The 12,931-nt window shown below is 69.5% G+C and carries 12 protein-coding genes; 4 read left to right on the plus strand and 8 right to left on the minus strand.

The genetic code is table 11. The annotated features are described in order from the left end of the window. Positions 1 to 40: 40 nt before the first annotated feature. On the plus strand, positions 41 to 1,396 hold the full coding sequence (locus tag KVY00_RS07320) for a PucR family transcriptional regulator (protein ID WP_223045021.1): 1,356 nt from the start codon (positions 41 to 43) through the stop codon (positions 1,394 to 1,396). Here the strand turns inward: KVY00_RS07320 and KVY00_RS07325 are convergent. From KVY00_RS07325 to KVY00_RS07335, 3 genes are read right to left on the minus strand one after another with little or no spacing between them, the layout of a single operon-like run. Next, complete coding sequence (locus tag KVY00_RS07325) at positions 1,366 to 1,986, minus strand: NAD(P)-binding domain-containing protein (RefSeq protein ID WP_223045022.1); 621 nt, start codon at positions 1,984 to 1,986, stop codon at positions 1,366 to 1,368. The two genes, KVY00_RS07320 and KVY00_RS07325, sit on opposite strands and share 31 nt — an antisense overlap. Then, positions 1,983 to 3,203, minus strand: a complete 1,221-nt coding sequence (locus KVY00_RS07330; protein WP_223045023.1) for an FAD-dependent monooxygenase — start codon at positions 3,201 to 3,203, stop codon at positions 1,983 to 1,985. Before KVY00_RS07330 ends, KVY00_RS07325 begins: the two co-directional genes overlap by 4 nt. Before the next feature lie 38 nt (positions 3,204 to 3,241). Next, complete coding sequence (locus KVY00_RS07335; RefSeq protein WP_255572821.1) at positions 3,242 to 4,336, minus strand: MFS transporter; 1,095 nt, start codon at positions 4,334 to 4,336, stop codon at positions 3,242 to 3,244. On the opposite strand from KVY00_RS07335, the gene KVY00_RS07340 reads away from it, so the two are divergent. After that, positions 4,337 to 5,254 (plus strand): LysR family transcriptional regulator, encoded by a 918-nt coding sequence (locus KVY00_RS07340; RefSeq protein WP_223045025.1) that lies wholly within the window; start codon positions 4,337 to 4,339, stop codon positions 5,252 to 5,254. Here KVY00_RS07340 and KVY00_RS07345 read toward each other — a convergent pair. Next, positions 5,235 to 6,278: a YeiH family protein gene (locus tag KVY00_RS07345; RefSeq protein WP_223045026.1), complete on the minus strand. Its 1,044-nt coding sequence runs from the start codon at positions 6,276 to 6,278 to the stop codon at positions 5,235 to 5,237. The genes KVY00_RS07340 and KVY00_RS07345 overlap by 20 nt on opposite strands. Before the next feature lie 84 nt (positions 6,279 to 6,362). Between KVY00_RS07345 and KVY00_RS07350 the strand changes: the two genes are divergently transcribed. Then, positions 6,363 to 7,289: a LysR family transcriptional regulator gene (locus KVY00_RS07350; RefSeq protein ID WP_223045027.1), complete on the plus strand. Its 927-nt coding sequence runs from the start codon at positions 6,363 to 6,365 to the stop codon at positions 7,287 to 7,289. 51 nt (positions 7,290 to 7,340) lie between these two features. Here KVY00_RS07350 and KVY00_RS07355 read toward each other — a convergent pair whose 3' ends face one another. Together KVY00_RS07355 and KVY00_RS07360 are read right to left on the minus strand one after the other, a co-directional pair. Beyond that, positions 7,341 to 8,699 (minus strand): APC family permease, encoded by a 1,359-nt coding sequence (locus KVY00_RS07355; RefSeq protein ID WP_223045028.1) that lies wholly within the window; start codon positions 8,697 to 8,699, stop codon positions 7,341 to 7,343. Positions 8,700 to 8,758: 59 nt separating this feature from the next. After that, positions 8,759 to 9,655 carry a carbon-nitrogen hydrolase family protein gene (locus tag KVY00_RS07360; RefSeq protein WP_223045029.1) on the minus strand — a complete coding sequence of 299 codons (897 nt, stop codon included), beginning with the start codon at positions 9,653 to 9,655 and terminating at the stop codon, positions 8,759 to 8,761. An 85-nt stretch (positions 9,656 to 9,740) separates the two neighbouring features. Here KVY00_RS07360 and KVY00_RS07365 point away from each other — a divergent pair, with 85 nt between their 5' ends. Further along, positions 9,741 to 10,493 carry a FadR/GntR family transcriptional regulator gene (locus KVY00_RS07365; protein ID WP_223045030.1) on the plus strand — a complete coding sequence of 251 codons (753 nt, stop codon included), beginning with the start codon at positions 9,741 to 9,743 and terminating at the stop codon, positions 10,491 to 10,493. A 15-nt stretch (positions 10,494 to 10,508) separates the two neighbouring features. Here KVY00_RS07365 and KVY00_RS07370 read toward each other — a convergent pair whose 3' ends face one another. Both KVY00_RS07370 and KVY00_RS07375 read right to left on the minus strand, forming a co-directional pair. Continuing rightward, positions 10,509 to 11,885, minus strand: a complete 1,377-nt coding sequence (locus KVY00_RS07370; protein ID WP_223045031.1) for an FAD-dependent oxidoreductase — start codon at positions 11,883 to 11,885, stop codon at positions 10,509 to 10,511. A 2-nt stretch (positions 11,886 to 11,887) separates the two neighbouring features. Then, positions 11,888 to 12,901: a polyprenyl synthetase family protein gene (locus KVY00_RS07375; RefSeq protein WP_223045228.1), complete on the minus strand. Its 1,014-nt coding sequence runs from the start codon at positions 12,899 to 12,901 to the stop codon at positions 11,888 to 11,890. Positions 12,902 to 12,931: the final 30 nt, after the last annotated feature.

Consider the following 12,931-nt stretch of genomic DNA (forward strand, 5'->3'; position numbering starts at 1 on the left):
ACGAGGCTGAAAGTTTGGAGTTTTCGTATATCTTGATCGGATGGATGAAGGGTTTTCTCTCAGTGAGCTCGAGGGTGCGGTACCGCCCGATGCCCTCCTCGATGCCCTCCTCACGAGGCTGCTGAACGACGACCGTGCGGCCGGCGCCCCTCTCGACCGCGGCTCGGAGCCGCTCTTCGCCCTCGCGAACGAATTGGCGGAGCTGTTCGGGGGCTCGGTAGCGATCGAGGATCTGGGCCGCAGGATCGTCGCATACTCGGCGGTGGCGGGTCAGGTGATCGACGATCTGCGCACCCAGGGGATCCTGACCCGGCGCGTGCCCGATTCGCCCCTCAACGATGACCAGTACCGCACGGTGCTGCGGGCGAACGAACCGGTGCTCTATCCTCGCACAGACGATGAGGAGGCGCGGATCGCCTACCCCATCCGAGCGGGCGGCCTGCCGCTCGGCAGTATCTGGGCGATCGACGGTTCGGGAGAGGCGCGGATCACACCTGAGCAGCGCACCCGGCTGCGTGCCGCGGCCGAGTTGGCGGCCTCGTACATGCTCGAGGATCTGCGCCTCGGCCATGCAGCGCAGCAGCCTCGGGAGCATCGGCTGCTGGCGCTGCTCGACGGCGCGGGGGTCACCGGTTCCGGCGTCACCGGCTCGGAACTCGCAGAACTCGGCATCTCCGAGGAGCGCGGGGGTGTGCTCCTCGCGTTCGCGACGACGCATGACGCGCCCCCGTCGGTCCTTGCCCAGTTGCGGTCCTCGGTGCACCGCCACCTCGCACTGCATCGACCCGAGACCGTCACGGCCGCGCGTGCCGGCCGAGTCTACGCACTGGTCGAAAGGGAGAGCACCCGCTCCCCCGCTGAGCTCATCGAGCCCCTGCTGCCGGTCATCGGTCGCCTGCTCGGCGACGGCGTGCGCGTCGCGCTCCCGGGGATCGCTCATCGTCCGGCCGAGGTCGCGCCGCTGCGGACACTCGCGGATCGCCTCTTCGCCGTCGATCCCGCGCGCTCCGACGCGAGAGCCGATCCTCATCCGCGTTCGGATCCGTCGAAGGGAGCCGCCGGCCGGCTCCTCACGGTCGAGGCGTTACGCCCCGAACTCGTCTTCGAGCGGGTCTCTGCGCTCTTCCAGGAGGCGCCCGAGCTGCGCTCGCCCGAGCTCGAGCGCATGCGCATCGAGGATCCGTCAGTGACCGAGACGCTCGCGGTCTGGTGCGGCTGCTTCGGCAACGTCGCGCGCACGGCGCGAGAGCTCGGGATCCACGAGAACACCGTGCGCTACCGGCTCGGCCGCGCGCGCGAGCACTACGGCGTCGCCCTCGAGGATCCCGACGAGCTGCTCGTCGTCTGGCTGCAGTTGCGCAGCGCTCACGGCAGCAGGGTGAATCCCGATTCGTAACGCGTCTTGCCGAGCGCGGCCATGATGATCTGCAGAAAGCCCATCGCTTCGAGTTCGCGTGCGCGCGTCAGCGGGCCGGCGTCGACCGCCCGCATTCCCGCCGCCTCGATGAGCTCCCTGACGGCCTCCTTCGCGTCGGCGTAGTCGCCGGCGAACAGAACGGTGGTGGTCGTGGTGCCGTTCGTACCGGAGACGAGCGTGTCGCCGAGGTTGACGTTGAACGCCTTCACGACGGCCGCGCCCTCGGGGAGTTGACGAGCGAGCTCGGCGGCGGTCGAGGAGTCGGGCGGCGACTTCAGCGCGTCGTACGTGGAGAAGTCGATCGGGTTGCTGATGTCGATGACGACCCTCTCACCGATCTGATCCCGGTAGAGCTCGAGGATGCTCGGATACGCCGAATAGGGGACGGCGAGCACGACGAGATCGCCGGTCAGGTCGTCGCCCATGACCCCGTACTCGAACCCGGGGCGCGCGGCCGACGCGCTCGCGGCGCTGCGCTTGATGATCTGGATGTTCGAACCGGCTCGTGCGGCGACTTCGGCGATCGCCGCGCCCATCTTGCCGCTGCCGATGATGCTGATCGATGTCATGCGACCGGAGTCCTCCTGAATCGGTTGAGTGCCTGCTCTGCGACCTTCTGGGCGTCGTAGTCGAACACCGCGCTCCGGCGGAAATCTCGGCCGACGCGGATGTCGGCGTCGCGCTTCTCGAGGTTCGCGAACTCGTACTGCGCGTCGAACATGGCCCCGGCCCTGCGGGAGCCGTTCTGCAGAATCGCCGTGCGCTGCATACGCACCGCGGTGTAGCGCCGGAACGCCTCCGGGATATCAGCGGTGCTTTCAGCAGCCGCGAGGAAGGTGGCGAGGGCCATGCTGTCCTCGATCGCCTGGTTCACGCCCTGGCCCTGGTGCGGCAGCATGGTGTGCGCCGCGTCGCCGAGCAGGGTGATGGGTCCGCGCGACCAGTTGGTGAGGGGTTCGTGATCGAAGAGACCCCACCAGAAGGTCTTCTCGATCGCTCCGATGAAGCGCTGGAGCCTCGGATCCCAGCCATCACCCGCGAATTCGGCGGCGAGTTCGCTCACTTCCGCGGGCCCCGACCAGGGTCCGTGGAGCGGCCTGTCGCTCGGAATGCCGGCGACGAAGTTGAACAGCTTGCGCTGCTGCAGGGGGTAGCACATGAAGTGCCGGCTGTTCCCCATCCAGACCTGGCTGATCATGGGCCAGTCGTCGGGCAGGCGGGACGCGTCGACCACACCGCGGTAGACGAGGTATCCCGAGTAGACGGGCTCCGGATGCTGTCCCACGGCCTTCCGCACCACCGAGTGGATGCCATCTGCTCCGACTACCGCGTCGAAGACCTCCTGCACACCGTTGTCGAACTCGACGCGAACGCCCGAATCCAGCGTCTCCACCGACGTCAGCCGGTGGCCGAGGCGGACCGTGTCGGGGTCGACCTCGCCGGCGAGGGCATCGATGAGGTCCGGCCGGTACATGCCGATGTTCCGGTACTGCCGACCCGAATCCTCCCAGGCCGCATCCGTGACGAGGTTGCCCATCGCGTCCAGATAGACGCCGTGCCCGTCCGGGACCGCTCCCACCCGCCTGATCTTCTCGAGCACGCCGAGCCTGTCGAGCACGCGCGCCGCGTTCGGGGCGACCGTGACGCCGGCCCCGACCTCACCGAGCCTGCTGGCTTGCTCGAACACGGTGACCTGGACGCCGGCGATCCTCGTCAGAGCGATCGCGGCGGTGAGCCCGCCCATCCCCCCGCCGATCATCGCGATTCTGGTGGCCTGACTTACCATTGCTTCTCCTTGTCTGGATTGCGCAGCATGCACGATCCCTATCGGGTTCCTGCGAACTCGGGGACCGGGGTGCGCGACGCGAACACGGTGGCTCCACTCGCCTGCTCGGCCTCGTGATCGGGACCCAGTGGAATCCCCGAGCGATCCCGCAGGCACAGCGTCGCCGCGCCGCCGAGAAGGGAGGCCGCGAGGAGATACCCCGAGACCGCGGCGGTCGTGCCGGTGGCGTCGAGCAGCATCTGCGCGATCATCGGTGCGAACGCACCGCCCAGGATCGCCCCGATCGCGTAGGTGATCGAGACGCCCGAGAAGCGGATGGAGGCGGGAAATATCTCGGAGTACCAGGAGGCCAGCGGACCGTACGTGAGACCGAGACTGGTCGAGATGAGGATCAGCGCGGCGTAGAGGCCGGGCAAACCTCCGTGGTCGACGAGCCAGAAGACCGGGAAGACGACGAGGGCCTGCAGCGCGAAGCCGATGAGGAACGTGGCCCGCCGGCCGATCGCATCGGAGAGGCGTCCGGCGATGAGCGTCGAGAAGAACCATACGGCGGCCGCGACCGCTGCTGCGACGAGCACGGAGGTGGTGTCGAGGCTCTGCGCGTTGATCGCGTAGTTGTTGAGAAACCCGCCCGTCGTCATGTAGCCGAGGGTGCCGTTGCCCGCGAACACCAGCGCAGCGAGGATCACGAGGTGCCAGTGGTGCTTGAACAGCGTCAGGATCGGAACCCGAGTCTGCTTGCCGCGCTCCGCGATCTCGGCGAAGACGGGGCTCTCATCGACCGAGCGGCGAATGACGAAACCGACGACGATGAGCACGATGCTCACGAGGAACGGCACTCGCCACCCCCACTGGAGGTACGCTTCGCCCGGGGAGACGAGGCCCGTCATGAGAGCCGTCATGCCCGACGCGAGGAGGAAGCCGAGCGGAACCCCGAGTTGCGGCCACGACCCGGCCCGGCCGCGGCGATTCGCGGGCGCGTGCTCGACGGCCATGAGCACCGCGCCGCCCCATTCCCCGCCGGCGGAGAGGCCCTGCAGGATGCGCAGGATGAGCAGCAGGATCGGTGCCGTGACGCCGATCTGAGCGTAGGTCGGCAGCAGGCCGATGAGCGTCGTCGCGGGTGAGGGCATATGGTCGACGTGAGCCTGCGGCAGCTGGAGCTGTTCGCCGCCCTCCCCAACTTCCCCACCCTCAGCGCTGCGGCATCGCATCTGCACATCTCGGAGTCCGCGCTGTCGCAGGCCATCACGAGCCTCGAGCGAGCGGTGGGAGAGCAGTTGTGCGTGCGCCGCAAGGCGCGCGGCCTCACCCTCACGCCGACGGGTCAGCAGTTCGCCCAGCAGGCGCGCCGGATCGTCGCCGACACGCAGGAGCTGGTGCTGGGCGCAGGGCGAGGTCAGGAGTTACGGGGGCCGGTGAAGCTCGGCTGCTACTACACCTTCGCCACGAACGTGGTACCGGAGCTCCTCGAGGGTTTCCCCAAGCGGCACCCCGGGGTACACGTCGACGTCATGGTCGGCACCAATGAAGAACTGCTCTCCGCGCTCGAGGCGGGCCGCCTGGACGTGGCGCTCGTCTACGACGTGTCCCTGCCCGTCGGATACCGGCGCCGCCGAATCTACCCGACCGAGCTCGAGGTCCACCTGCATCCGGAACATCCGCTCGCATCCGCCGACACCGTGGATCTCCCGGATCTCGCCGCCGAACCATACATCCAGTTCGATGCGACCCCGGGCACCGTCAACGTCACGGATGCCTTCGCCGCCCGCGGGCTCGAGCCCACGATCGAGGCCCGGGTCACGGAGATGGGCCTCGTCGAGGCGCTCGTCGGCCGCGGAGTCGGGTACGGGCTGCTCATGTGGCGGCCCAACACGCTTCCGATGAGCCCGGAGGGCCGACCGGTGGTCGTGCGACCGCTCGACCCGCCCGTCACCGTCACCCACGTGGTGGGCATCTGGCCCGAGGACATGAACCTCACTCCGCGCGCATCGTCCCTGCTCGACTTCGCCGAGGAGCGACTCGGCGCCCTCACCCCAGAGAGCCGGTGAGCGTCATCGCGACGAGCGTCGTCGCCGTGACGAGCAGGGAGAGCGCGGCGCCGAGCAGGAGCGGCCTGATGCCGGCGGTCCGGATCGCGCGCAGGTCCGTCGACAGACCGATGCCCGCGAGCGCCGTCGCGACGAGGAACACGCTGACCGTCGTCAGGGTGTCGACGACGGACGGCGGGACGACGCCCGTCGAGGAGACGGCGGCGACGACCAGGAAGCCGACGAGGAACCAGGGCACGAGCAGCAACGCACGGCCCGGCGTCATCCGCCGGCCTCCCTCACCGCCGCGGCGCGCCTCCACGACCGCGAGCCCCACGCTGATCGGGATGATCATCAGGGTGCGCACGAGCTTCACGACCACGGCAAAGCCGAGCGCCGAGGCGCTGAACACGCTCGCGGCCGCCACCACGGAGCTCGTGTCGTTGACCGCCGTGCCCGCGAAGAGCCCGAATGCGTGCGGCGTCATGCCGAAGGCCCGGCCGATCGCGGGAAAGGCCACGACGGCGATGACGTTGAAGAGGAAGACCGTCGAGATCGCATAGGAGATGTCGGAGCTGCGCGCCCGGATCACGGGCGACACGGCCGCGATGGCCGAGGCACCGCAGATCCCGGTGCCGACGCCGATGAGGATCCGCAGGTCCCGGTCGACCCGCATGGCTCGGCCGATCCCCCACGCCGCGGCGAGGCACACGACGAGCGAGCTCAGCATCACCGGCAGCGATTCGGCGCCGACCCTGACGATGCTCGCGAGCGAGAGCTGCGCGCCCAGCAGCACGACCGCGCACTGCAGCACGAACTTGCCCGCGTAGCCGACTCCCGGCGCGAAACGAGCCGATGGCCGGCGCACGCACGCGACCGCGACGCCGATCACGACAGCGGGAATGGCCGAGCCGAGGAGGGGGACGGCCTGCCCGATGACGGTCGCGACGACCGCGATCGCGGCGCAGACGAGCGCGCCCGGGAGCACCTCGCGCCCACGCGCTACGAGCCGGACCGGGAGTGTCGAGACGGGAGTGAGCTGCATGCCTCCAGCCTGCCCTCACCGGGTGCCTGCGGGTAGCCGACAGGCGCTTGCCGGCCACAATCGGAGGTTGTACCCTGGGGCATCATGCCCAGCCCCACACTCGCCGAGCTCCGTCTCCTCGACAGCGCCGTGCGGCTCGGCAGCTTCTCGGCGGCCGCCCGCGAGCTCGGCATATCCCAGCAGGCGGTCTCCTCGAGGATCCGGGGGCTCGAGCGGCTCGCGGGTGTCGAGCTCGTGCGACGCTCCCCCGCCGGTGTCGTGCCGACCGCCGACGGGGACGCCGTGCTCGCTTGGGCGCGGGACGTGCTGGCGGCCGCCGATCGGCTCGACGAGGGCCTCGCGGGGCTCCGCGGCGCACCGGGCCGCACGCTGCGGGTCGCGGCGAGTCAGACGATCGCCGCGCACCTGCTCCCCGGGTGGCTCGTCGAGCTGAGGAACGCGCAGAGCATTGCGGGTCGGACCCCCGCGGAAACCGCGCTGCGCACGGCGAACAGCAGCGATGTCGTCGCGCTCGTGCGCGGCGGCGAGGCCGACCTCGGCTTCATCGAGTCACCTGAAGCGCCCGCGGACCTCGGGGCGGTCGCCGTGCGGCACGATCGTATGGTCGCCGCGGTCGCCCCCGAGCACCCGTGGGCGGAGCGCGCCTCGATCCTTCTCTCCGACCTCGCGACGATCGCGCTCGTCGCGCGCGAATCCGGCAGCGGCACCCGCGCGGCGTTCGAGGAGGCGGTCGTGCGCGCACTCGGCCGCGAACCGAATCCCCCGCTCGTCACGCTCGCGACGGAGGCCGCGGTGCGCTCGGCCGTCGCCCGAGGGGTCGCACCCGCCGTGCTCAGTGAGCTCACCGTGCACGACGATGTCAGGCTCGGGCGCATCCGCGCCATTCCTATCGCGCCGGGGCCGATCCGGCGACCGTTCACCGCGATCTGGCGGGGATCCCGCCGCGACCTCTCGGGTGTCAGGCGCGAGCTCGTCGCGATCGCGGCTGCGTACGACGGCTCCGACGTATGAACGGCCGTCGTCGACCGGCACGGCTGAGCCCGCGATCGCGCCGCCCGGCCGCTATTCGGCGGCGTCCACGGCGTCGACCGCGAGCTCTGGCGGCTGCCGGCGGAACCCTCGGGTCGCGATCGCGAGGATCACGATCCCGACCCCCAGCCAGGCCGAGCCGAGCATGATCGCGTGCACGTCGAGCTGCGTCAGCAGATATGCGATCACGATCATGCCGATCGCGGGGCACACGACGTAGAGCAGCACGCTGTGCGCGCGGCCCTCGCGCCGCTCCCGCATCCAATAGGCGATGACCGAGAGGTTCACCATGATGAAGGCGAGGAACGCCCCGAAGTTGATGAACGAGGTAGAGGTGGCGACGTCCATGAAGATGGCGATGAGCCCCACCGCGGCGATGGCGAGGATGCTGAGCACGGGGGTGCGGAAGCGCGGATGCAACCGACCGAAGAACGAGCGAGGGATCACGCCGTCGCGGCCCATGGCGTAGAGCAGGCGGCTCCCCGCAGCCTGCGCGGCGATGCCGGAGGTGAACTGCGCGATCACGAGAGCCGCGAGGAACACCGCTCCGAAGAAGGCGCCGCCGATGCGGTTCGCGATCTCGAACGCGGCGGCGTCGGGGTTCTCGAACGCGCCGCCCGGGTGGACCAATTGCACGGCGTACGAGACGACCACGAAGATGCCGCCTCCGATGAGCGCGATGAGCATGATCGCCTTCGGCACAGTGCGCCGGGGCTCGATCGCCTCCTCCGTCAGCGTGGTCACGGCATCGAAGCCCAGGAACGAGTAGGCGGCGATCGCCGCGCCGCCCGCGATTCCGGCCGCACCGGCGTCGATCCCGGTGAACGGCGTGGCACTCACGAGCCCCGCCGCGCCGTCGGTGCGCGCGACGTCCGCGAACGCGAGCACCACGAAGAAGACGATGACGAGGATCTGGAAGCTCATGAGCACGAGGTTCACCCGGTCGGCCACCTTAATACCGATCACGTTGAGCACCGTCGTGATCATGATGAACGCGATGATCCAGACCGGCATCGGCACGGCCGGGAACTGCGCCTGGAGGTACGAGCCGCCGATCAGCCAGATCACCATCGGCAGGAACAGGTAGTCGAGCATGGTCGCCCAGCCGACGAGGAACCCGACGCGGCCGTCAATCGTGCGTCGGACGTAGGTGTACGCCGAGCCCGCCACGGGGAACGCCGCGGCCATCCGGCCGTAGCTGTTCGCGGTGAAGAGCATGGCGACGAGTGCGAACAGGTAGGCGCTCGCGCTCGCGCCTCCAGTCTCCGAGGCGATGACACCGAAGATGCCCAGCACGATGAGCGGGGTGAGGTAGGCCAGTCCGAAGATGACGAGCGAGGGCAACCGCAGGGTGCGGCTGAGGCTCGGCGGTGCAGCGGCGGATGTCGACATGGGTACTCCGTTGTTCCAATCGGGGGGGGTGGCTCCCTGGCCTGGACGGCCGGGAGAGGTCAATGCGATGCGGACCCGGATCCGGGCGCCCAGCGCCCGGGATCGATCCGTCCTTCGTACATCGGCAGCGGGACGGGATCGTCGCCGGGCAGGAACTGCGCCCACGGTCGGTTCGTGCCGCTCGTGCCGTCGCGACGCACGCCGATCACACGGTCGGGGTCGAAGCGGACGACGAGGGTGTCCTCCCCCAGGCCGGCCTCGCCGATGACCCAGCCCTCAGGATCCACCGCGATGCTGCGGCCTCGGCCCACGGGCTCCGCACAGTTCACGCTGAACACGTACACCTGGTTGACGATGGCGTTCGCCCTGGCGAGCACCAGCTCCTGCTCGCGGTCCTGGCTCGTCGTCTTCACGACGTTGACGATGGCGTCGGCCCCGAGCCAGGCGAGCTGTCTGCTGTGCTCTGGGAACCAGGCGTCATAGCAGTTGGAGAGCCCGATCGACCCGTGGCAGCCGCCGCCGTCCTCGAGCTCGGCCACCACGAAGTCCGTACCGGGCCGGTGGGGCTCGAAAGGACGCCAGGGAAACATCTTGCGATAGTGAGCCCGAAGCGTCCCCTCCGGGTCGAAGAGCAGCTCGGTGTTGAAGTATCCGTCCCCCGCGCGCTCGCCGATGCTGCCCGGGACGAGCCAGATGCCATGCTCGGCGGCGACGGACCCGAGTTCCGTGACGAACGGGTCATCGAGGGCTACTGCGGCGGCCTCGAGCACCTCGGCGCGCTCGGCCTCTGGGAGGTGCCCCGCGTCGTGCAGGTGCATCTCCGGGTAGACGAGCATCTCGATCTCCGGATGGGCCCCGAGCGTGCGCGCGACATCGTCGCGGAAAGCACCGAGGCTCCGACCGACGGGGAGCGGTGCCCGCTGAGCGAGCCCGATCACAAGCACTCCGCGGTCCATCGCCGGCCTCCCTGATATGTGAATTGATCAACTTGAACTTGATCAGTTTGATCAGTATATGTGGCCGGCTCGGTAGACTCAAGCCATGCCCGTCGCCCCTTCCGCTTCCAACGACGATGCCGTCGACCTCGCGCTCTTCACGGCGCCCGGCGCGGCCGCCGTCACGCGTTTGTCGGCGGTGGAGACCGTCCGCGCGCGGATTCTGCTCTCGATCGAGCACGCGCTGCTCGCTCCGGGAAGCCGGCTTCCCCGCACGGAGCTGATCGCCGCAGGTCTCGAAGTCAGCTCGATCACGGCGAGGCGCGCGCTCGAAAGCCTCGTCACGGACGGCGTACTCGTGCGTCGCCCAGGGCGCGGTGGCGGCACCTTTGTCTCGGATGCCCCCCCGCGCCTGCAGGACTCGTCCGTCTCGGCGTATCGGGCCGACGAGCAAGCGATCCGGAGTCTCATCGACCAGCGGAGCCTCATGGAGAGCGCCATCGCGCACGAGGCCGCACTGCGCGCCGCAGACGAGCAGTGCGATGAGCTCGAGGCCCTGATCGACCAGTCGCAGCGGGCCGCCGACTGGATGGAGCACCACGTGCCCGACGTCCGATTCCACCATCTCGTCGCGGAGATGAGCGGAATCCAGGAGGTGCCGGCCTACCTCGCCGTGTATGAGGCGCTTCTCCGGTACTTCGTCCCCTACCCTCAGGAGCAGCTCGAAACCGGCCGCGATGAGCACCGCGCGCTCGTCGCCGCGTTCCGGGACCGCGATCCGGTGGCCGCGGTGGCGGTGACCCGGGCGCACGTCGGCTCGCTGCGGCGGGAGATGTTCGTCGGGCTCCAGCAGCGCTGAGCCCCCGGACGCGCCCTACTCCGCGCGGGCGATGCGGGTCATCTCGTCGCGAGGCACGACCTTGATGCGGGTGCGGCCCGCTTGCTCGCCGAGCCCGAGCTCGTGCTCGTCGAGCCGGTGCCAGCCCTCGATCGTGGTGTAGGGCACCTCGCGCGCGTGCAGCAGCTCGGGGATCGCCTCGATCTCGGGGGCCTCCGGCTGCCACCAGCTCTCGCGATCCTCGATGAGGCACTCGAGCGTCTCCATCGCGTCGCTCTTGGTGTGACCGATGAGCCCCACGGGGCCGCGCTTGATCCAGCCCGTCGCGTAGACGCCCGGGATCTGCTCGCCCTCGAGATCCTGCACCCGCCCCTGCGAGTTCGGGATCACGCCGCGGGCGTCGTCGAAGGGGATCTCGTCGAGCGGCGATCCGAAGTAGCCGACGGCCCGGTAGAGCGACTGCATGGGGATCACCTCGAACTCGCCCGTGTCGACGATCCCGCCCTGCCCGTCGGGCGCGGTGCGCTCGATCTTGAGCCCCGCCACGCGACCGTCCTCGACGACCACCTCGACGGGCTTCGACCAGAAATGCAGGTGCAGGCGCCGCGACGAGGCCTCGGTCTCCCCGGCCTCGCGCTGCCGCTGCTCGGCGCGCCACTTGTCCATGATGCGGGTCATCACCACGACCTGCTTGTTCTTCGACAGAGTCTCGTCGGCGTAGGCGTCGTCGACGTCGAAGTCGCGCTCGTCGATCACCATGTCGACGTCCCGCACCTCGCCGAGCTCGCGCAGCTCGAGCGGGGTGAACTTCACGTACTTCGGGCCGCGACGGCCGAAGAGATGCAGCTCCTCGATGGGGTTCTGCTTGAGCCCCTGGTAGACGTTGTCGGGGATCTCGGTCGGCAGCAGATCGTCGGCGTGCTTGATCAGCATGCGCGAGATGTCGAGCGCCACGTTGCCGTTGCCGACCACACCGACCGACTGCGCCTCGAGCGGCCAGGTGCGCGGCACATCGGGGTGCCCGTCGAACCAGCTCACGAAGTCGGCGGCGCCGTAGGAGCCCTCGGCGTCGATCCCGGGGATGTTCAGCGAGGCGTCGCGGATCGCCCCCGTCGCGAAGATCACCGCGTTGTAGTGCCGCTTGAGATCCGCCAGGGTGATGTCCTGCCCGTACCGCACGTTGCCGAAGTAGCGGATGTCGCCGCTGTCGAGCACCTCTCGGAGAGCCGTGATGATGCCCTTGATGCGCGGGTGGTCGGGCGAGACGCCGTAACGCACCAGACCGTAGGGCGCGGGCAGCTGCTCGAAGAGGTCGATCTCCACCTCGAAGTCGCGCTCCGCCTTCAGCAGCAGATCGGCCGCGTAGATCCCGGCCGGGCCCGCCCCCACGATCGCCAGTCGCATCTTGCTCATTCTCAGCCTTCCCTGTTCACGATCGAATCCGCCATGCGCTCGAGTGCGCGCCGCACCGACGACTTCGGCAGCACGCCGAGCACCGACTTCGCTTCCTCGGCCCAGCGGTGCGCGGTGGCCTCGGTCTCGCGCGTCGCCTCGTGCGCGCGGAGCTGCTCGACCTCGGGATCGAGCACGCCGGGATCCGCCCCCTCGCGGATCGCCGCGACTCCGGCGTCGATCCGCCCGAGCAGCTCGGCATCGGCGGGATTGCCCGCGGCGGCGCTCTGCTGCAGCAGCAGCAGCGGCAGCGTCGCCACGCCGGCCCGCAGGTCCGTGCCCGCGCGCTTGCCCGTCTGCTCCTTCTTGGGCGACAGGTCGATCACGTCGTCGATGAGCTGGAAGGCCACACCGATGCGCTCGCCGTACTCCATCACCGGATCGGCGTACTCGGAGGGAGCCCCGCCGAACATCACCCCCATACGGGCCGCGGTCGCGATGAGCGCGCCGGTCTTGTCGGCGAGCACCTGGATGTAGTGGGCGATCGGCTCATCGCCCTCCTGCGGGCCCACCGTCTCGTGCAGTTGGCCCAGGCAGAGGCGCTCGAAGGTGCGGGCCTGCAGCAGGATCGCTTCCTCGCCCATCCCCGACACGAGCGAGGACGCGCGCGCGAAGAGCAGGTCGCCGGCGAGGATCGCCACCGAGTTCGACCACACCGTCTGCGCGGCAGGCACACCGCGGCGCAGCTTCGCGTCGTCCATCACGTCGTCGTGGTACAGCGACGCGAGATGCGTCATCTCGATCGCCTGCGCGGCGCGGCGCACCTGATCGTTCGGGCCGCTGCCGAGCTCGCTCGTGAGCAGGGTGAGCATAGGGCGGATCCGCTTGCCGCCCGCCTCCATCAGATAGCGAGCGGGGGCGTCGGCCACGGGCGAGGCGAAGCGCAGGTGCTCCGTCAGCTCGACCTCGATCTGCTCGAGCTGCTCCTGCAGCTCCTTCGCGTGACGACGATCCTGCGCCCCCCTGAACAGGCGCATGGGCAACGCCTGGGTGGCCGTGTCTTCGGC

Source organism: Leucobacter tenebrionis (assembly GCF_019884725.1).
In the GTDB taxonomy this organism is placed as follows: Bacteria; Actinomycetota; Actinomycetes; order Actinomycetales; family Microbacteriaceae; genus Leucobacter; species Leucobacter tenebrionis.